We start from the raw sequence: 20808 nt of genomic DNA, 5'->3' as shown, positions 1-20808 counted from the left end.
TGGTAGTTAATCATGTTGCAGATAGTTTTGATGATTTTTTAAATATGCTACAAGAGTAATATTGAGAATAAACTTAGCCATCATTTGATGGCTTTTTTATAGTTATAAATGACATTATATTTAGAGATGGGTTCTAAGTGGATAAGCAGTTAGAGTTATTGAATAAAATCGCTCAAGAAATACATAAACAACGTATTTTTGATTACGATGCTTATAGGTTTGAATATAAATTTAATCCGGAAGAAGGGTGGTCTCAATATGGCGCATATTTTTGTAAAAATAATGTTGAAACTTTAGCTCCGAATTTTAATTATGATGGTATTAATGATTTGTGCCAACAATTGCATGATGAAATGCAAGCTCATACTGGTGGGGATTGGAGAAAGTTTATTTTGACGCTTGATGAAACAGGTCAAGCTAAAACACAGTTTATATATGAAATACAATCTTGTATGGATCAATTTAATGATTAATGTTAAAAACCTCTAAAACATTAGAGGTTTTTTTAGAGTAAATTTATTTCTAAACAGTTAAAAGCTTTAGAAGAGTGAGAGTACAAGGCTATACTTGGCATCATCATCAATATAAAGGTAGGATGCAATTGGTTCCAACGTGGGAACATTCTAAAACTGGACATATTGGCGGTAATGCTATGAAAGATAGTAAATAACATGGCTTTTAAAATATATAAAAATGATAGTGAAGATTTCAATTTTGTACTTGGGTGTTTATATTCTCAAGCTATAGATTTGGCAGAGTTTAGAATCTGGATTGAGCGAATAATTGAAACTACACCTGTAGAAGGTATTCCTTTTTATATATTCGATTTAGTTGATTTTGATGGTTATTTATATGAAATATCTAAAATAATAGGATTTGTTCCAGATGACTATTTATCTAATGATGAGAAAAATTCACTATATGGTATTGCATTTTTAAGAGGTGCAGATATATATGATCCATCTGTAACAAGAGATGAAGCTTTAAAAGCTGTGGAAAGGAATCCTAATATTTTAGAAAGATTTAAAAGCTTATTTCCATTCATAAACCTTGATTAGTTAATGTTTGAAAATATTTTTAATATCTAAATTTAGAGAGCTGTTGCTAAGCAATAGCTCTTTTTTATAAGTATAAATCTAAAGTTCTAAGACATTTGTTACCAAGAGAGATACATGATGCTGTTAAATACATTGGTAAAGCAAATTTAAATGGTGGGAAATAAATGAAAGATTTAATAGAAATCTTTTGCAATCTGGCCAAAGAAGACCAGCATTACAAGCAGAAATTGATAGAATAAAGTCTTTTGTTAAATAGGTGTCAAAATGGAAAAATATGATGAAGAAGAATATTATCCAGCTTTAGAGGCTTGTTATAGTCTTCTAACAGATGAAAGTTATTTAAATGCTATGAAATTTTTGTTCAATCAACCAGAAAATAAATGGCTAAATGTAAAAAAAGAGTGGCTTGATGTACAGGAACCAGAATTTTATAAATTATTTGAAAATGAATTATCTGTTTATAATATTACATTGGAAGAATTTGAAGACTTTTCAGTAATGTGGTCTATTCCGCCTAATAAAGAACATGGTGGAATATATTTAATTATTTTTTTCAATGCTATAAACTTTAATATAACTTCTGGTTTATATAATTATGAGTTTTTGATGCAAAGATAGTCAATCACTTGCCATGATTATTGTTGCAGCCTCATCGCATAAAATAAATGACTTAAAACACAGGATAGCTCAGGTTTCATTAATAGAGGTATGAGTGAAAAGTTGCCTGAGCTATTGTAAGTGATGTAATGAAGTTAAGATTTACAGGTGTAGAGCTATCAACTCAATTTTTAGATAGGATTTTTATAACGCTACAAAATTTTTTATAATTAGATGAGCTTAACACTATTCGAAATACTAAAGATGTAAGTTAAGAACAACAAACTAGACAGTATATCGACAGGTTTGTCAGCTCCAACAAGTTCAGGTCTAGGTATAGCGACTGCAACCTTAAGTCCAGCGGCAAGTTATAAGATTGGTCAATACTTTAAAGAACAAGCGAGTAATAATGCAAATGGTCAACTCACTAGTGGTCAGGAAGCAGCACATATTTTAGCTCATACCGTCCTTGGCGCAGCAGTTGCGGCGGCTGGTGGTAATAATGCGTTGACTGCGGGACTTTCAGCAGGAGGAGCAGAGGCAGCGGCACCAATATTATCGAGTTTCTTGTATGGAAAAGCTGCTAAAGACCTCACAGCAGATCAGAAATCTACAATTAGTTCTATTGTAGGTTTGGCGGGTAGTGCAGTTGGAGCAACGACGGGTGATATTAGTTCTACAGTACAGAGTGGGCAAGTTGCGCAGAATGCTGTGGAGAATAATATATTTGGAGTTAAAGGACAGCCTCAAAAGAATAATGAATATTTCCAAAGAGAATTTACATGTAAAGGTAATGTACAGTGTTTAAAAACTGTACTAACTGAAAATGCATTGGATGCCATGAAATATGCGCAAAAAGAACTCATATTAAATGGTAAAAATTATAAACCAGGAGATATCATATCTAACCCTGACCCTAAATCTGATGGATCGGGCCTTAAGTATATTGTGGTAAACAAAAATGGCGTGCTTAAAGCAGAAATTTTACCTGCCGCTGATCAAGTTTATTACTATGTAACGCATAAACAGGAGCTTTCAAAGTCAATTGAAGATATGTCTTTCTTTAGTCCTGGGGCAAACTCGGTATTAGGGATTTATGGAGCAGCAACAGGACAAACGTTATTAAGTGGTACTCAACTATCCACTGGTCAAAGGGTATTATCAGCGGTTGATGGGGTAAGCAGTGTTTTACCGGGAGTGGTATTCTTAAAGGATACTAAAGTCCTTAGTTCAGATGCTATGGGTATGACGTGGGGGAAGGGTATTAATGAACAGGGGAAACCGTGGGAAAATTATATTCAATCTACCTCACCTGCAACAACAATTGATTTAAATTCGATTAAGTCAAATTTTAAGGCATTTGATCACTGGGATCCTGCAACAGGTTTGGCTACAAGTGATAAAACTTTAAATACAGCGGCCAAGACTTATCAAGACCCTAAAAAAATTACGTCTCAGATTAATAAGTATGTTGACCAGATGGCTAATTTTACTAGAGATACAAAAGGGCCATTCAGATTGACAGATGATATGATCACATCTAAGGAGATGCAGTTGGCAATCCCGGCTAATACGAGTAAAAATCAGTTAGACGCAGTCCAAAAGTCGATAGATTATGCTAATACGAAAGGCATTACAATTAAAGTTACTAAGGTGAAATAAAATGAAGATGGCAGCAGTAAATTTTAATGATCAATATCTTGAAGTTGAATCATGGCATCAAGGAAGTGGGCTTTTAAATTTAGATTTTGAACGTGTAATATTGTCCTTAGATGTGTCTAATAAGGTATTGGGTCAGTCAATTATAATTGCTTTAAATGCGGGAAAAAGTATTCCGCCCGAAGATGTTAAAGGTATTTTATTCTCTCCAGAGTTAGATAAACTAATGAAAGAAAGAGATAAAAAATTAATGGCAGATTTTGGATACAAATCAAAAAAAGCATTATTCAAACATATGAGAAATGTTGGCATAACATATATCAATGATACCTATAAAATTTCACCCTCACATCAAGATGGGTTAGATTATAGTTTCACAGGTTTAACCAAAGATGATGAAATTATTCTTCCATGTAATGCAACGGATGAAGAACTAGGACAAGCGGTACGCTTAGCCTATGAGAAGTGTACAAGTATTTATTAATTTATAGATTACTTTGGTTACTATTTTCGAGAGATGTGGACAAGCTTGGGGTTGTCCACTTTTTCGGTGATTATGATGTGGACAATCATGATCTTATGGTTTTTAGTTTTAATTTATATTTTTATTAAAATGATGGGGTGGTGGTAATAGTAAAAGATAAAATCTGAAGAAATCTAAAAAACTAGGCAAAATAATAAAGAAGGAAAGAGGAATGAATGAGTTAGATTATTCTGTGCCCTCATATATTCATAAAGATTCTGACAGAATTGGAGTATTTTTAGCTTCAGTAATTGGTTTTGTAGGTTTGTTTTTTGTTTTAAGAAAAATCTATCTAACAGGTTTTTCTGATATAATCATTGATTTTAATTTTGAAACAATTTTTTTATTAATGGTTTTGGTTGGATGGTTCTTTATGATGCTTTCAGGGCTGTCCTCAATATTTCCTATTTATATTGATGGGAGTGGTGGGCATTATAGAACATTGTTTTTAAGAAAAAGAAACCTTAAATGGGAAGATGTAAATAATATTGCTATATTAAAAGGAAAGAAAGGTAATAAATTTAAATATAATACCATCGTGTGTAGTCGAGATCCTAGCAAATTAGTATGGTCTATTTCTGTTTCAGAAGATGATATTTATGAGGAACTATATAAAGTTATTGACTATTACGTTCATAAATATGAAATTGAAGTTACATTAGAAAGTACCTTAGACGGTTCTGTTCAAAGACTTGATGGAATGCCAAAGAAGTTGGATTTTTCATAAAATAGTAAGAGTTATAAAGGAAATATTACTTTATAAAATATGCCTATCAATTTTTAGATAGGCATATTTTATAATCTATTAATGCCTATGAGTATATGATTGATTATTAACTGGAGGATATATAAGCAGTGAATAAAATGTTTAGTAATGTACTGAACGAGTTAGAAGAGGTGGTTTCCAAATACGTTAATGATGAAGCTGACTTTTATTATTTTAAAGGATTTATAACTGAGAAAAGTAATGCCTTAAATGATTTTATTAATTTTAGACATGATCTAGTCATGATAATAGAAAATTGGTTTGAGTATGTGGAGTTTTGCTATTTAGGAGAAAACTGGAAAAAATATGCTTTAGAGTTAGGGCTTTTCTTGATTGATGGAATTAAAAATTATCCTAATGAGGTCCATCTACCATTAGAATCAATTATCGTGAAAGAGCAATTTTCTCGCTATTTATCCTGATTTTTAAATTGAGATGAAAAAATTCTAAATAAATTTTTCCACAGATAAAAAACTAAGTAGGGCTGTCTAATCAGTTTTGAGTAGATTTTATATTTAACAGTCATCATTTTCGATATATTTCTTTAATATCATAAAATATACTACTCGGTATAAGCAACTCGATTGATTTTCTCAGTCGTGAATGCTTATTTTTGGAACTTTAAAATATCTAGATTTATATACTTCAAAAGTGAATACAAAGGCAAAACAAAATGACTTTAGTTAATAAAACATTGGTCTCTATTGCAATGGGATTGGCATTAACTGCTTGTGGTGGTTCTGGTAGTGATGGTGGAACTTGGAGTGCCCCTCAAACACCTAATACGGGGTCAAATAGCCAAGAGCAAACTGACAGAATTAATAGCTCAGGTACTGTGACTGCAGCATTTGTTCCAACAGCAACAGCAAGCATGATGCTCATACCTTTTAATGGTTTCACATTAGGTAAAATGGATGCAAATAGAGCAGTACAAAATACTGATGGAAGCTATACCAAGTTTGAGAACTATGAATTAACTGGAGATAAAATAGCAGTTAAAGATATTGCGGGTAATCAAAATTTTGCGTTAGGGCGTTGGTCATACGGAACGGCCAATCAATATAAGTCTGATGGAACGCTTTCAAGCCAAGACGTTTTACAGAAATCGCAAAACTTATATTGGACATATGCTGTTTATAACGCATATACCCAAGGCGCGACTTCTGTGGGTAAAAAGACCTGTGAGGTTAGCGCATTTACTAAACCTTATCTGACGAATTGGGGCGACGGTTCATCATCGACTTTACCAAATTTAGCAACCTCTACTGCTGGTACAGCAGAGTTTGAACTTTTAGCGGATGGAAAAGCTACTTTTAAAATCAGTATTACAACAACGAATGGCAGAAGTACAAACACTGCAACGTATAGTCCAGGCCAAAAAGCTGACTTTGCTACAAATTCAGGCATTATTACTGGCGCAACAACGATTGATCCTACGTCAAGTATAAATTCAAATGGCCAATTTCTTGTGCAAGTGGGCCAAGGCTTAAATAAAGAAGTTCTACTTATCGCAAGCTATACAAATCAGCTTTCTGCAAAAGGCGAACGTTATTCAGGTCAAGCAATATTTACCTGTAAATAAATGCATAAAAAATAGGAGGGATTGGCCTCCTATTTTTATAAGGGAAATTATATTAATTCATGTAAGTAACTAATTTTATTATTATTTTTAAATGGGTAGTTAAACCTCAAATGATCAACTATTTAATGATGAATCAGCGTGGATGATTAGATAAAGCTAAAGCTAAGTTAGAATAAACAAATAAAGAAGTTTTTGATAATACTTATAAAAACTCAGGAAATTCGATTAATGATGAGAATAATACATCTTTAGGGAAGTCAATAAATGATTTAGATTTTAAAGTTAAATCAGTCGAAAATACTAGTAGTATGCCTAAAGTTATATTTGAAAGGAAATAAAGTGCTTAAAAATTTTGTTCTTAAAATGATTGAATTAAAGCGATTTGATGATTTATTGAATCTTTTAAGTGAAGATTCAGATTATTCATCTGATTCAATGAATAATATACCTCAAATAAAAGATGAAATTGAGCAATATATTCTTTCAGTACATCATATTCGTTTTTTAAAAAAGTTTGGTGCTACTGATCAGGTGGTAGTTGATAAGGATGGAAGTGTGTATAAATGGTATATAGATTATTTTAATAAATGGCTTGAAAATGGTGTTAAAGGATTAGAGATGATCGAAGTAGAAAATTATTTGAAAGATCACCCTTTTCCAACGATTTGAAGCATTTAAAATAGATGAGAGTTAGGACAATCAAAAACAATAGTTAATGATTTCGGAAAATGCTTTAGAGATTTATATGAGTAGTTGTATTTAGCTTGATTATTCAGTAATGACTGGACTCTAAAAAACACTAATGGCTTTGAAATTGAAGGGAGATACTCAATCACTACAAGCTGTTGCAACAGGTGCCCAGGGTTATCAAACCTATAATGATATAAAAGGTGCAACATGTAGGTTGCAGATTCCAGGAAAAGGTGAGAAAAGTGTAGTGGGGCATATTTTGTTAGGTGATATTTCTCTAATCGATCTAAAGAAAAAGTTCGATAAACAATTTTTAAAGAGTGATTTATCTATGTTAAAAGGTGAAGATTTTTTTATTGAAGATTTTTTTGAGGTAGCTGAGGAATTAAACATTTTTTATAGAGAGCTAGATATTAGTAAAAGTGAGAATTTTTATGTTCAAATTTTTGAAAAATATTTTAGGAAACCGCCTACTTTAAATAATTATGAACTATGGCAGGAATTAAAAAAAGAGACAGAGGGTGCACATTTACCTATGGGAGCTTCTCAAATGGAACGGCTTTTTGAGTTTTGTAATCCAAAAAAACAAGATTTATATATTTTTTTTGATTTTTATTACTGTAAAAAAATATTTAATTTTAAAAATTTTGATGATTTGTCAAGAATTTTTGAAAATACATATAATTTTAATTTCTATATTGTTGGTGAAGATTTTTTATTTGCTTGGTGTAAAGAGGAAACGGTTTTTGGAGCCGGTGCAGCTAAAAAATGGGTAAAATGCTTGCAGGAAAATTGGTAGCTTATTTGATTTAACTATATGCAATTAACATGCAAATGAAAAAGTTTTAGCAAGATCGTAAACTGATAGAAGGAACGAAATAATTTTTTAGTAAGGCATGTAAAAACAAAAACATATCGAATGGTAAATAATTATGTATTTAAGTCAAATAGATGAAATGTTGATAGGTGATTTAGATTTGCAGTTTGTTATGCCTTGGGAGTTTGAAGATCTTAACCCAGAAGCTTTTAGGGAATTTAATAGGAAATTATATGCTCATAGATTTGATCTTGATTATGAAAGTTATAGTGTAGATAACGATATTGACTTACATTTGAGTTATTATTATTCAAGTTGTGAAACTAATAAGTTAATTCCATCCAATTGTTTCTTCAAACTCGTTGAATATATGTTAGTAGTACTTGAATCTAGGAGCTTTACATCTTTATTTTCTAATTGTGTAGAATTTTATAATACTCAAAATAGCAATGAATATTTAACCTTTTTTTTAAATTTATTTAGCACATCTAAAAGTGAAGTGGCGAGGGATAATTTGAGAATGTATATCACAGAAATTTTTGATGATAAGCGTTACTGGGCAAATAATGAACTTTTTGATGATAGTCTACTTTTCGAAGAAAATTTACAGCAATTACAAATAATAAGGGCAATGTAAATATTCTCCTGAGTGTCAGTGCGGTTGTATTGAGCCGCACAGAAAGCGAAGTGAATTAAATAAAAGTAAGATAAGTAGGGTAACTGCCGGACAGATCAAATCTGAGATATTAACGTCTGTAACTACAGATACCGCACGTGAGAATAGTGGAGCACTGAAAAACAACTTTGATAAAGATAGAGTTCAAAGTGAAATTAATTTGCAGATGGATGTGACTAAGAATTTTGATGCCAACCGTCAGGAAGCAAAAGCTGAGATTAATAAGAAGCTTGATGATGCGAAAAAAGAAAATCAATCTATTATAGACAAGCAAAAACAAGGTCTAGACTTAAGCAAACAAGAGCAAGACCAATTGAAGGCTTATAATGACAAAGTTGAAAATTATCAAAGACTAGGCGTATTACTAGACAGTATATCAACAGGTTTGTCAGCTCCGACAAGCTCAGGTCTAGGTATAGCGACCGCAACCTTAAGTCCAGCGGCAAGTTATAAGATCGGTCAATACTTCAAAGAACAAGCGAGTAATAATGCAAATGGTCAACTCACGAGTGGTCAAGAAGCGGCCCATATTTTAGCTCATACAGTCCTTGGCGCAGCAGTTGCGGCGGCTGGTGGAAATGATGCGTTGACTGCGGGACTTTCAGCAGGAGGAGCAGAGGCAGCGGCACCAATATTATCCAAATTCCTGTATGGAAAAGCTGCCAAAGACCTCACAGCAGATCAGAAATCTACAATTAGTTCTATTGTAGGTTTAGCGGGTAGTGCAGTTGGGGCAACGACGGGTGATATTGGTTCTACCGTACAGAGTGGGCAGGTTGCTCAGAATGCGGTGGAGAATAATGAAATGGGTTTTCCAGCAATTGTTAATTCCGATTGGGCAAGTGGAGCAGAATCTCTTACAAAATTCGCTAAAGATAAGAATTTAAGCCAGAAAGAAACTCAGAAATTATTATCGGAATATACAAAGGGGAAAGTACCAGCAGGATAAGATCCTGTAAAATACTATATCTATCTTTCAATGGGGCTGCCTGCTGTAGCATTTGCTCCTGAATCTATTGGAATTGCATCATTAGGAGGCGCGGTAATTGGGGCAGGTTCTGACGTCATAGTACAATCTGCTAATAACAATCCTTATGATTGGAGAAATACCGCTATTGCTTTTGGTGTTGGAGCTATAACACAAGGTAAAGGACTAGGGTTTAATATCGCTGCTAATGTTTATTCAGAAGGAGCAAAAGCATATTTAAATAATGAAAGTATGGAGAGTGCAGGAGTCAAAGCGACAGCAACCACTATAGTAAGTACGGCAATGGAAAAGGTGATTAATAAAAAACTTCCTACGAGTAATTCTGTTGTAAAAGAAGTTCTAACACCAGCTTTCAGTTCAACTGCTGTAGGGGTTGCATCTGATAAGCTAGAAGAAAAAATGAAGGAGAAAAAGTGATATGTTTAAATATTTAAAAGATGGACTTTTATTAACACTGGTTTATTCTTTGGCTTTTTATTTATTGTTAGTTTTATTTGTTTCTATATATATATATATATATGGAGTGATATATCAAAAGGGTTATATTTTTATTGATTTGTTAGTTGAATATGGTTTTGATTTTGTAAAATATTTAATAGTTGGAGCATTTATTGGGTTTGTAAAACATAATCTAAATTATTTTGGAGATAAATTAGGGTGGAGTAGTAAAAAAGACGATGAGTGATTAATTGTAGTAGGTAGTGCTAATGCACTAGAAGGCCAAATAGATATTCAATTGCTGCCAATGCGCTATACCTTATGTGACAAATGTGATTGGCACAGTTGGAGATTAGGCATCGAATGCACAGTTAGCAGGTGTGATTGGGCAGAATACGGTAGAGAATATATTGACTCACTGGCTGATCGCAGAGATGAAAAAGCTAATGCCAACCAGCTACATAATTCAGGATGTGTATCAGCTGGTTCTGTGGTATGTGATGTATATATAAGAAAAACTACATCATAAATAGGATGTACGAAATGATAAAAAATATTTTATTAAATTATGTAATGGGAAAATATAGAAAGATAATCGTTATAATTTGTACATGTATTGGTATTTTAATTGTTGGGCATCTAATTGTTTTTAATAATTTTATATTTGGTGAGGAGTTTTTTGCCTTAGTTTTATCCTATTTTGCATTTATTGTTGCAATATATAATGGATCACCAGTTGGATTTCTTTCAGTAAATATAAATTCTAATGATTTTGATATTAGTATGCGAGCCTTATTCATAATAATGACATTGTCAATATTCTTGTATATATCATATTCTATATTTTAAGGAGGTAACCTAGTAGAGGGTGGTAGTGTAGCAGTTACAATCTGTGACTACGTTATAAAGTTTATTGCTTAAATATTTTACTAGTACTTTTTAGATAAATGTCATTGGTTCACAATTTAGACATGTACTTATGCAAATTCTTAGGAATGAGAGTTTGCATTCTTTTTTTGATTTTTAGCTAAAAGATAAGTGATCAGGCCTAGATAAATTATGTATCAATTTAAATAGAGAGTTATTTTAAATATATTTATAGAATTCTAAAATCTTAATCAGAAAAATATTATAGTGACGTAAATAATGAGTAGAATGATATTTGTTGGTTTTGATCATAGCAAATCTGAGGGAGGAAAAAGTCTTTCTGAATCTATTGCTAGTACATATTGGGATGCATTTGGTGATTTATTGGATGAAGTTTTTTTGCCAAGCTATCCACAATTACATGAAAGCATAAAATCGGAAGAGGGTAAGTATTTAAAATTCTATACTTTTGAAGAATTGGACAGAGTTCACTTTAATTTATCTATTAAATTGATTAGACAATATGTTAAGCATATGAAAATAGAGGATTGGGGTAAAAGAGATTATATAACAGATATGGCTAAATGGCAGAATATGGCTCTTCAAGTATGGGAAGATATTGTAGAGCCCTATGTTGTACGAGATAGTCGATATGATACTAGACTAGCAAGTATTGATTAATGGTAAATACAAAGAGTATTTAAGATTATACAGTGAAAGCATCATTGGTTAGTGTGGGTCCATCTGGTGGTGTAATTAGAAAATTGTTAAGATATTTCTAGTAATTGGTTTAATAATATGATTTCTTTTTCGGTTCCATGTAAGGTTAATAAACCGCCCATTGAAGTTTTAGAGAAAATTTCTAATTTTATATCTGATAATAAAATAAGTGGATTAACTCTAAATATTGAAGATGACTTATTGTTTGTTGACTCTTTGAAAGCTAGAGTTTGGATTGATATTTTAAATGTTGAAACAACAAAACAGGATTTAAGTTGTTTTAATAGTTTGAATTTTGAAATTAGTAAAGATTCTGGAGAAGTTTTGTTTAAATATTTATATGATATAAGCGCAAAAAGAAGAGATTCTGAAACATTAAGTATCATGGTGAAGCTGGCTTATATTTTATCAAAAATAGAGGGAAGTTTTATTTATAATGATAATGGACTATTGGGTGGGAAGGAAGTATATTTATCAAATGAATTTGAAAAATTTATTTAATATAGTAAAGATCGGGATAATTTAGCTGATTAGGAATTTGTGGACTATTAATGATAAAATTATTTAGGAAAATAAGTGTAGAAATTTTCGATTTTATTTTATAAAAGAGTTATTGTGAATTAATGGTTCTTTTATATTTTTTAAGGTTTTGATTTTATTATTAAAATGGAAAAATAGGGTTATTTTTATCTTTCCGATGAAGATAAAGTAATGAGAAGTAATTATGAATAATTTAAAAACATTATTATTGTATAGAGAAGTTTTTGATAGCAATCGTCCTTTAGATAAACCTACTATTGAGGATAATAAATACTTTCTTTCAGAAAATAATGCTGATGAAATTGTAAAATATTTTGAGTCTGGATTGGTTTTATTAGAATTTGTAAGTCCAATAGAAGATCCTTATAATCACCAAGATATTTTACCAAATATCATTTATTCTGATGGTGTATATGTTTGGGATGCAATTATAATTAATTGGGTCAGAAAATATAGAGTTAGATTACCTGCTGAATTTATTGATTATTTTAAAGGTTTGAGTAATATTGTTGTTGATAAAAAAAAGTTAGATCAGGGAAAGTTATTGGATTTATATAAAACATCTGAATTGATATTTTGTGATTTTGATAAAAATATTGTATAAAGGAAAATTATTCTTAGCGGACGCATATTAAACAATTGTGGTAGCAATGAGGGTTTCCAGTCAGAATTATTTTGGAGAAATTTTTATAATGTATATTAGGTTGACTTTTAATGTGTCTGGAGACTTTTTGGATGCTATTCAAGCTTTAAAAAATATATCTAGTGATAAGATTTATTTTGCTTTTGATGAAGAATACCCCAATTATATTCAGTTTAACTCTAATAAAGATTTTTCTAATGAATATTATGATGAAGAATATGAGTCTATATTTTATGAGTTCATTTCTAAAAATATTGAAAATTTTATAAAAAATGGAGCTGATGGTTTTAGTTTATTTATGGAGGTATATATTTCAGAAGATGAGCAATGTAATTTTGAGGTTTTAAATGCTGAATTCTTATCTTTAATCGGGAAATATAAAATTTCTATACCATTGAGTGTTTATAAAGTCACGGACTAAATGAGAGCGACGGAGGAAGTCGAGTTTTCCTGTATTGATACATAAGCATTTGACTTGTACAATTTAAAAGTTTGAGATAGTAGGTAAGATCTATAAAAATTTGTGTTTTATGGGAGGTTAAATGGTTGATGAATTAAAGAATATTATCAAAAATTTAAAAAAATATACTAATGAGGAAAGATGCTTTTGGTTGTTGAATAACTATCCTTTAAATAGTGAGGATTATTATTTGGCATTCCAGTTAATCCCTCATTTTTCATGGGGAAAAAAGGAAAGAAAAATATTAATGAATTATTATTTACATAAGTTACCATTTTCATCAGAAAGGCCATATTTAGTATTTTTGAAGATTTCACCGTTGTCAGAGTTTATGAAAATTTTGGAAGAAATTGTAACTGATAAAAATAATGAAGATTTAACTCTATTGAGTTATCATCTGAATAGAATATTTCAATATGAAATAAAGAAAGATGTATATAATAAACATAAGGTTGATATAGGAAGGCTTTTAAATAAATTGAAGTAGAAATTCTACTATCACTAATTAATTTTCATCCCTTCCGAGAATGCACCAATTTCAAATCAATAGATATGGATAAAACATGAATTCAATAAATCGCAGTAGTAAGTTCTTTCTTGCAGTTTTTCTGATGATGAGTCTTTCAAATACATATGCAGCAAAGACACAGGTTGAAGAGGTTGATGCAATGGAAGCTGCTGGAGCAGAAGTGGCAGAAGCGGGTGGAGCTGATGTTAGTGGAGTAGATGTTGAATGTGGTGCTGATGGAGCTTGTTATGGTGTAACTTCTGTAGCTCCTGTTTCTGAGGATGAAATGTACGGTGGTATTGAACAGGAATATGTTGTAAAAGGCTGTAAAGTAACGGTCTACAATGATGGGCCAGTGAAAATGGTCGATGTAAAGACGGATCAACCATGTGATGCTCCACTTCCTAAAGGTCACAAATTCTCTAAAAAGAACCATTAATTATTTTGTGTAGCATCTTTAAACAGGTGCTATTGAAATGAATTTACCAAGCCTCAAGCCAACTACGAGTAAGAGGCTTATTTTTCATATTCATTTTAATTAGGTACTGCATAAATTAGCTCTATCTGTTTATTGCTGAACTCAATTATTTTAAAAAACCAATAGAAATAACAATGTCTGATTTTACCTGTAGATTTTGTAGTTCATCTTAAAACCCACTGATTTATCAAATACTTTGTCTGATTTATTTTAAAACAGTTGTCACTTTTTGTGCTTGACGATAAATAGAGTGACTATTATTCTTTGCGTGCTGGCCTACATTGCCAGTCGGTTGTCGCAGACCGTACTTCAAGAGCATTAAAAGATTCTTCTTTTAGTGTGTATACCCTCGCGCCCCCTCTATGGTGGAACGGAGGGGGACACCTTCGGGTGTGCTGGGTCTTGAAGCCAGTCTGCGAACCCCCTTCGTTCTGCCACCATAATTTTAATGTCTGGCAGAACTCCCAATAAAAAGGAGTCGGCTTTGCACATCCATTATTTCTTGGCAGCCTTTGCCAAAAGCTATAACAACACAACTTAGTTTGTTAACAAGTTTGATCGCCATTAGGTTTATCAAGCTTTAAATCATCACGACCAAAACTTAGCAACTATAAAACTCGAGATGTGCCAAGCACAGTCTTCATGGGTTTTGCTGTGCCTTTTTTTCTCCCAGAAAGGGCACAGATTTTTTTAACTCATTTATATACAACAAAAATTTATTTTATAACGGTAAAACTATGCCAAATTTAACATTCCCACCACGTGCTTTAAATGTTGTAAAAAAAGGGATTCATCTTTTCCATCACGGTGGATTCCACACTGTTGGTGTCGACAAAATTGTGAGGGAAACCGAAGTAACAAAAATGACGTTTTATAACTATTTTCACTCTAAAGAGCGCTTCATTGAAATCTGTTTAATCGTGCAAAAAGAACGTCTTCAAGAACAAGTGATTGAAATGGTCGAATATGACCACGCTACAAGTACACTAGATAAACTTAAGAAGCTGTACTTTTTACATAGCGATATAGAAGGGCCATATTACATATTATTTAACGCCATTTTTGAAACAAAAATTAGCTATCCAAACGCTTTTCAGACCGCAGTGAGATATAGAATGTGGCTTATCAATGAAATTTATAGCCATCTCAGACAGTTAAAAACCGATGCAACATTTAATGAGGCCAGACTCTTTTTATATGTGATTGAAGGCACGATTATTCAATTGTTAGATAACTGCAATGTGGCTGAAACAGAGAAGGTACTGGATTACTTTTTACTAAAGCTTGGTGTGGTTTAGATAAATATCCCAAAGTACATGGGCAAGGTACTTTGGGATATACAGGTTTTAAATTTTACTTATAGTAAGATTGGATTTGGCCAACAAGAAAGTCATAACTCGCTTTATTGTATAAAGCAAACTCTCCTTTTGGTTCATAGTTAGTGGTCCACATAGTTGCTGGTTCACCGTATGTCTCAGATGTGACATTACCTTTAACTTGCCATTCGGCATCATAAATTTTGCCATTCATTTCAACGGCTGGGTCTTTTCCGCCAGAATAAATTTGGTTTCCTGCACTGTCTACAGAGTAAGTCACATTGTAGCCAGCAACAGTATCAAATTTATATTTGGCCTTTGGATAAAGGGCTTGTTGCCATTCAGCTACAGTTTTGAACTCAGTGCTATTGTTGTCAGAGAAATAAAATTCTGTATTGTTATAAATAACAGACTTCGGTACATAAATAAAAGAACCACTTGGGAAGGTTTCATTACTATTTAATAAGTTTGTAAAAGCCGTTTGATTATTTTTAAGTATTAGAGTTAATCGATCACTCATATATAAGTAGTCTATATTTTCTGGTCGACTTGTTAAAATATTTGATGGGAAAATGTCAGATATTTTTTTACCCGAAACATCAATTTTTTCGTAGTCGTAACTAATATTATATGAATTTAAACTACAACTATCATTAAATTGAGCAGTGGTAATTTGTGAGCCTTGCGAAGCAACGACATAACCTAAAGGCCAACCATTATTTTGCTTTTGATAAGTCTTTTTAGTGAAAAGACCAAAAGAGTTAAGGTCGTAACTTTGGACTATATCTTCAGCCAAACTACTTTCAATTTCATCAGCAGTTATATTGTAAAGTGCTTTTGGATAAGCATATAACATTTGATCATTTCTTTTAATTTCATATGCATAAAGTTGTGGAATTGAAGTTGGAGGATTTCCTGAAGAAATTTCCTTAAATCTATAATTTAAAGAATATAGCGTTTCATCAAAAATTGTATTGGTTGAAAGGCTAGAGTTTAAGAGAATACCTCTATCACACTTTAGACTATTTACATTTTGACTAGATTGTCCTTGAGCTTGCGATGATACATTTTCAGTATTATTAGAGCTTGAACTGCCTCCACCGCACCCCGTTAACATAATAAATGAAATAGAAACTGCTAAAGTTGAAATTTTTTTCATGAATAAACCTTAAGTATTTATGTTTACTTTGCGGGCGTGATTATATATTTTTTATTTATTAAAAACAGATCGTTAAGTGATATTTATTAAATATTAAATATATTTAAATATACTCGATAGTCATTTTTATCTAAAAAGCCACTATGAAGCTTAAATTTTGTAAATTTCTATTATTAAGTTTTTTTAAATAAAAGGACTTGTTATTTATATATTATCTATATTCTTACATCTATATATAAATATTTTTAACTACTGCTGATTCTTTTCTCAAGCATATCTACAAATGTTTTTAAAATATTATTGTGGTTCTTACCCTTATGAGTAATTAAGCATATAGGGGTAGTGTAGTGCATTTTGTCTTTTAAAACAGGTTGCATCACACCGTCTTCAACCCATTTTTTTGCATAATGGTCGGGTAAAAAACCTAAAAATTTGCCAGTTAAAATCAGAAAGGCAATCCCTTCACGGTCACTTGCTGTCGCTTTACAGTCTAAAAGCTGATGTAGCTTTGCGGCTTCTGAGGTAATCGCATAATTAGGAAGAATGGCTTGCCATCTTTTTAATTCATTTAAATTGATGCTACTACATTGGTTAAATAAAGGATGGTTTTTGCCGCAATATAAAAATGAACTTTCACTATATAAATCGAAATAGTCTAAACCAGACAAAGGCATCACAAGGGGAATAACGCCTGCATGCAAACGGTTATCGAGCACACGGCACTCAATATCTGACAAAGTACTCATACTAATATTAATAATAACTTCGGCATGCTCTTCGGCAAGTTGAGTCAAGGTGTTGGTGATATAGCCTTTAGGCATAGTCACAAGGTTGTTAATAATCCCGATATTAAACTCACCCTTGAGGCGGTTATGCATTTGGTTGACTTTAGAGCGGAAGTCTTCAATCGCTGCTGTGAGTACTTCAATATATTCTAAAATTTCCCGTCCTTCATCGGTGAGGGCAAATCCAGCACGGCCTCGCTGACATAGTCGAATCCCCAGACGATTTTCTAAATCACTCATATGCAAACTAATTGCAGAGCGGCTAATACCTAAAATACTTTCGGCAGATGTAAAGCTGTGACAGTCGCAAACCGTTTTAAATATTTTGAGAAGTTTTATATCAAAATCAGTGACTTGATTTAATTTTTTAGGTTTCATTTAGTTTTGTTTTTTTAAATCTAAACTCAAGATAATTTGAATTTATCAAACTTATGTCGCTATGTACACTCAAACCATAATTTGAAAATAAACAGGAATGGTTATGTTTGATACGGATAAATTTAGCGACTCAGAGCATACTTTGGATGCTGTTCAACCTAATAATAATATGCATATAAATTATCAGGCACACTGGATGCCTTTCTCTGCAAATCGAAACTTTGCTAAAGACCCGCGCATGATTGTCGGCGCAAAAGGGTCATACCTAATTGATGATTCGGGCCGTGAAATATTCGATTCACTTTCAGGCTTATGGACGTGTGGTGCAGGCCATACCTTGCCTGAAATTCAACAAGCGGTAAGTGCTCAGTTAGGTCAGCTCGATTACTCACCAGCTTTTCAGTTCGGTCATCCGTTGTCTTTTAAGCTGGCAGATAAAATTGTTCAGCATATGCCTGAAAAACTACAACACGTTTTCTTTACCAACTCAGGTTCAGAGTCGGCAGATACGTCTATCAAAATGGCACGTGCATATTGGCGCATTAAAGGTAAACCAAGCAAGACTAAATTGATTGGTCGTGCCCGTGGCTATCATGGGGTAAATGTTGCGGGGACAAGCCTAGGTGGGATTGGCGGCAACCGTAAAATGTTTGGGCAGCTTATGGATGTAGACCATTTACCGCATACCTTGCAGCCAAATTTAACTTTTACCAAAGACTGTGCAGAAACAGGTGGGGTAGAGCTTGCCAATGAAATGCTTAAGTTAATTGAGCTACACGATGCTTCAAATATTGCAGCCGTCATTGTAGAGCCTATTTCCGGTTCGGCAGGTTGTATTGTGCCACCAACGGGTTATTTACAGCGTTTAAGAGAGATCTGTGATCAGCATGACATCTTGTTAATTTTTGATGAGGTGATTACAGGTTTCGGCCGTTTAGGAACATGGACGGGGGCCGAATATTTTGGGGTCACACCAGATATTTTGAACTTTGCGAAACAAGTCACCAATGGTGCCATTCCTTTAGGTGGTGTGGTGGCAAGCCATGAAATTTACTCTGCGTTTATGCAGCAAGACTTACCAGAACATGCCATTGAATTTACCCACGGCTATACCTATTCGGCACATCCGGTCGCTTGTGCTGCCGCTTTAGCTGCGCTTGAAGTTTTAGAGAAGAAAAACCTGTTAGCTCAATCGGCGGCGTTGGCACCAAGTTTTGAAAAAATGCTGCATGGTTTAAAAGGCGCACCGCACATTTTAGATATTCGCAACTGTGGCTTGATTGGTGCTTTGCAGTTAGCTCCGCGTGATGGCGATGCCACCATTCGAGGCTTTGAACTTGGTATGAAACTCTGGAAAGAAGGTTTCTATGTCCGTTTTGGAGGCGACACACTTCAGTTCGGTCCAATGTTTAACAGCACGGAAGCAGATATTGATCGCTTAATGAATGCTGTGGGCGATGCGCTTTATCAAGTGAAATAAGGCTTAGAGACATTTCATGGGCATCTATAACGGTAATAGATGCTCTTAAAAAAACTAAATGAAAATACAGTTTGATCTGAAAATTAATTGTAGTAAGGAGTAACAACAATGACAAATGGCCTAGAAGATTTTAGCTATGAAGAAGTTTCAACTGAAAATAGTACGCATAGTGAACAAGCCAAAAAAGTGCTAGGGCATTTCATTCAAGGAAGAATTGTATCTAAAACGGCAAGAAAACAGCCAGTTTACAATCCTGCGACGGGTGAAATTAGTAAAGAAGTCGAAATTGCAGATGCTCAAACGGTAAATGAAGCAGTTCAGGTAGCCGAACAAGCATTTCCTGCATGGCGTGATACACCAGTTATTAAACGTGCACGTGTCATGTTCAACTTCAAACAATTATTAGAACAAAATGCCGAAAAGATTTGCGCTTTGATTGGGCAAGAACACGGTAAGATTTCTCATGATGCTCAAGGTGAATTACAACGCGGTATTGAAAATGTTGAATATGCTTGCGGCGCACCAGAGCTTTTAAAAGGGGAGTTTTCAAAAAATGTCGGTCCAGATATCGATTCATGGAGCGAGTTCCAGCCGTTAGGTGTTGTCGCTGGTATTACACCGTTTAACTTCCCAGCTATGGTCGCTTTATGGATGTTTCCAATGGCACTGGTTTGCGGTAACTGCTTTATTTTAAAACCTTCTGAAAAAGCGCCTTCAGTGGTTTTATACCTTGCAGAATTATTAAAACAAGCAGGTTTACCTGACGGCGTATTTAACGTGGTAAATGGTGACAAAGAGGCGGTAGATGCCTTATTAAATCATCCACGTATTCAGGCAGTCAGCTTTGTAGGTTCGACCCCAATTGCTGAATATATTTACCGTACAGCGACTTCAACAGGTAAACGTTGCCAAGCATTAGGCGGTGCAAAAAACCACGCGATTATTATGCCGGATGCCGATATTGATAACGTGGTGACTTCATTGTTAGGTGCTGCTTTTGGTTCTTCGGGCGAGCGCTGTATGGCACTTTCGGTTGCGGTTGCTATTGGCGATGAAGTTGCCGATGTCGTAATTGATAAGCTGACTCAAGAAATGAAAAAATTGAAGTTTGGCAACTATGCAGATGCAAGCAATGACTTTGGGCCACTGATTACCCAAGCACATAAAGACAAAGTGCAGGCTTATATACAGAGTGCAGAGCAGCAAGGCGCAAAAATTGTGGTCGATGGTCGTGATGCAAAACCTGCAGGCTATGAAAAAGGTTTCTTTGTTGGGCCAACTTTAATTGACCAAGTCACACCAAACATGACCAGTTACCAGCAAGAGATTTTTGGTCCTGTGTTGCAAGTTATGCGTGTGAATAGCATGCAAGAAGCGATGCAGCTGATTAATGACCACGAATATGGCAACGGTACTTGTATCTATACCCGTGACGGTGAGGCAGCGCGCTATTTTAGCAGTCACATTCAAGTGGGTATGGTGGGTATTAATGTACCTTTACCAGTACCTGTGGCTTACCACAGCTTTGGTGGCTGGAAACGTTCGTTGTTTGGTGATTTACATGCGTATGGTCCAGATGGTGTCCGTTTCTACACACGCCGTAAAACCATTACACAACGTTGGCCATCGACTCAAGTCCGTGAAGCAAAACAGTTCTCAATGCCAACTTTAAATTAATTT

At 33.6% G+C, this 20808-nt stretch carries 24 protein-coding genes and 2 pseudogenes; 24 read left to right on the top strand and 2 right to left on the bottom strand.

Annotated features, from left to right (window positions below; genetic code table 11):
- The first annotated feature begins 137 nt into the window (after positions 1–137).
- The 22 genes and pseudogenes from ACLCEG_RS06680 to ACLCEG_RS06575 all read left to right on the top strand — a co-directional run bounded on the left by ACLCEG_RS06680 (position 138) and on the right by ACLCEG_RS06575 (position 15308).
- Positions 138–473, top strand: a complete 336-nt coding sequence (locus ACLCEG_RS06680; protein WP_151750066.1) for a hypothetical protein — start codon at positions 138–140, stop codon at positions 471–473.
- Positions 474–547: 74 nt separating this feature from the next.
- Positions 548–670, top strand: a complete 123-nt coding sequence (locus tag ACLCEG_RS06675) for an HNH endonuclease (protein ID WP_410566756.1) — start codon at positions 548–550, stop codon at positions 668–670.
- A 1-nt stretch (position 671) separates the two neighbouring features.
- The gene (locus ACLCEG_RS06670) at positions 672–1058 is read left to right on the top strand and encodes a hypothetical protein (protein WP_410566754.1); all 387 of its coding nucleotides are present in this window, start codon (positions 672–674) and stop codon (positions 1056–1058) included.
- A gap of 264 nt (positions 1059–1322) precedes the next feature.
- Entirely contained in the window at positions 1323–1676 is a 354-nt protein-coding gene (locus tag ACLCEG_RS06665; RefSeq protein WP_410566752.1) for a hypothetical protein, read from the top strand.
- Positions 1677–1940: 264 nt separating this feature from the next.
- Positions 1941–3317: pseudogene (locus ACLCEG_RS06660) on the top strand (VENN motif pre-toxin domain-containing protein); the annotation flags it as partial.
- A gap of 1 nt (position 3318) precedes the next feature.
- Positions 3319–3798: a contact-dependent growth inhibition system immunity protein gene (locus ACLCEG_RS06655; RefSeq protein WP_039254793.1), complete on the top strand. Its 480-nt coding sequence runs from the start codon at positions 3319–3321 to the stop codon at positions 3796–3798.
- Between the two features lie 211 nt (positions 3799–4009).
- Complete coding sequence (locus ACLCEG_RS06650; RefSeq protein ID WP_410566750.1) at positions 4010–4564, top strand: hypothetical protein; 555 nt, start codon at positions 4010–4012, stop codon at positions 4562–4564.
- Between the two features lie 137 nt (positions 4565–4701).
- A complete protein-coding gene (locus ACLCEG_RS06645) occupies positions 4702–5025 on the top strand; it encodes a hypothetical protein (RefSeq protein ID WP_410567283.1) in 324 nt (107 codons plus the stop codon).
- Positions 5026–5276: 251 nt separating this feature from the next.
- The gene (locus tag ACLCEG_RS06640; protein WP_410566748.1) at positions 5277–6185 is read left to right on the top strand and encodes a hypothetical protein; all 909 of its coding nucleotides are present in this window, start codon (positions 5277–5279) and stop codon (positions 6183–6185) included.
- A 339-nt stretch (positions 6186–6524) separates the two neighbouring features.
- Positions 6525–6854 carry a hypothetical protein gene (locus ACLCEG_RS06635; protein ID WP_191011896.1) on the top strand — a complete coding sequence of 110 codons (330 nt, stop codon included), beginning with the start codon at positions 6525–6527 and terminating at the stop codon, positions 6852–6854.
- Between the two features lie 133 nt (positions 6855–6987).
- Positions 6988–7674 (top strand): hypothetical protein, encoded by a 687-nt coding sequence (locus ACLCEG_RS06630; protein WP_191107691.1) that lies wholly within the window; start codon positions 6988–6990, stop codon positions 7672–7674.
- A 133-nt stretch (positions 7675–7807) separates the two neighbouring features.
- The gene (locus ACLCEG_RS06625) at positions 7808–8329 is read left to right on the top strand and encodes a hypothetical protein (RefSeq protein WP_410566746.1); all 522 of its coding nucleotides are present in this window, start codon (positions 7808–7810) and stop codon (positions 8327–8329) included.
- A 79-nt stretch (positions 8330–8408) separates the two neighbouring features.
- Positions 8409–9179, top strand: a pseudogene (locus ACLCEG_RS06620) (VENN motif pre-toxin domain-containing protein); the annotation flags it as partial.
- Positions 9180–9347: 168 nt separating this feature from the next.
- A complete protein-coding gene (locus tag ACLCEG_RS06615) occupies positions 9348–9773 on the top strand; it encodes a hypothetical protein (RefSeq protein WP_410566744.1) in 426 nt (141 codons plus the stop codon).
- A 1-nt stretch (position 9774) separates the two neighbouring features.
- The gene (locus ACLCEG_RS06610) at positions 9775–10041 is read left to right on the top strand and encodes a hypothetical protein (protein WP_100290705.1); all 267 of its coding nucleotides are present in this window, start codon (positions 9775–9777) and stop codon (positions 10039–10041) included.
- A 908-nt stretch (positions 10042–10949) separates the two neighbouring features.
- Complete coding sequence (locus ACLCEG_RS06605; RefSeq protein ID WP_002049260.1) at positions 10950–11342, top strand: hypothetical protein; 393 nt, start codon at positions 10950–10952, stop codon at positions 11340–11342.
- A 117-nt stretch (positions 11343–11459) separates the two neighbouring features.
- Positions 11460–11882 (top strand): hypothetical protein, encoded by a 423-nt coding sequence (locus ACLCEG_RS06600; RefSeq protein WP_410566742.1) that lies wholly within the window; start codon positions 11460–11462, stop codon positions 11880–11882.
- A gap of 223 nt (positions 11883–12105) precedes the next feature.
- Positions 12106–12525 carry a hypothetical protein gene (locus ACLCEG_RS06595; protein WP_410566740.1) on the top strand — a complete coding sequence of 140 codons (420 nt, stop codon included), beginning with the start codon at positions 12106–12108 and terminating at the stop codon, positions 12523–12525.
- Between the two features lie 127 nt (positions 12526–12652).
- On the top strand, positions 12653–12985 hold the full coding sequence (locus ACLCEG_RS06590; RefSeq protein WP_410566738.1) for a hypothetical protein: 333 nt from the start codon (positions 12653–12655) through the stop codon (positions 12983–12985).
- 121 nt (positions 12986–13106) lie between these two features.
- Positions 13107–13511, top strand: a complete 405-nt coding sequence (locus ACLCEG_RS06585) for a hypothetical protein (RefSeq protein ID WP_410566736.1) — start codon at positions 13107–13109, stop codon at positions 13509–13511.
- Between the two features lie 76 nt (positions 13512–13587).
- Positions 13588–13971 carry a hypothetical protein gene (locus tag ACLCEG_RS06580; RefSeq protein ID WP_410566734.1) on the top strand — a complete coding sequence of 128 codons (384 nt, stop codon included), beginning with the start codon at positions 13588–13590 and terminating at the stop codon, positions 13969–13971.
- Between the two features lie 776 nt (positions 13972–14747).
- Positions 14748–15308 (top strand): TetR/AcrR family transcriptional regulator, encoded by a 561-nt coding sequence (locus ACLCEG_RS06575; protein WP_410566732.1) that lies wholly within the window; start codon positions 14748–14750, stop codon positions 15306–15308.
- 55 nt (positions 15309–15363) lie between these two features.
- Here ACLCEG_RS06575 and ACLCEG_RS06570 read toward each other — a convergent pair whose 3' ends face one another.
- The gene (locus ACLCEG_RS06570; protein WP_151762359.1) at positions 15364–16485 is read right to left on the bottom strand and encodes a hypothetical protein; all 1122 of its coding nucleotides are present in this window, start codon (positions 16483–16485) and stop codon (positions 15364–15366) included.
- A 245-nt stretch (positions 16486–16730) separates the two neighbouring features.
- Positions 16731–17648 (bottom strand): LysR family transcriptional regulator, encoded by a 918-nt coding sequence (locus ACLCEG_RS06565; protein ID WP_191017042.1) that lies wholly within the window; start codon positions 17646–17648, stop codon positions 16731–16733.
- A 97-nt stretch (positions 17649–17745) separates the two neighbouring features.
- On the opposite strand from ACLCEG_RS06565, the gene ACLCEG_RS06560 reads away from it, so the two are divergent.
- Both ACLCEG_RS06560 and ACLCEG_RS06555 read left to right on the top strand, forming a co-directional pair.
- The gene (locus ACLCEG_RS06560; protein ID WP_410566730.1) at positions 17746–19128 is read left to right on the top strand and encodes an aspartate aminotransferase family protein; all 1383 of its coding nucleotides are present in this window, start codon (positions 17746–17748) and stop codon (positions 19126–19128) included.
- 108 nt (positions 19129–19236) lie between these two features.
- Complete coding sequence (locus tag ACLCEG_RS06555; RefSeq protein WP_240061474.1) at positions 19237–20805, top strand: CoA-acylating methylmalonate-semialdehyde dehydrogenase; 1569 nt, start codon at positions 19237–19239, stop codon at positions 20803–20805.
- Positions 20806–20808 lie beyond the last annotated feature (3 nt).

The organism is Acinetobacter sp. H1(2024) (genome assembly GCF_046557555.1).
Classification (GTDB): Bacteria; Pseudomonadota; Gammaproteobacteria; order Pseudomonadales; family Moraxellaceae; genus Acinetobacter; species Acinetobacter seifertii.
This window is presented reverse-complemented; position numbering and strand designations above follow the sequence as displayed.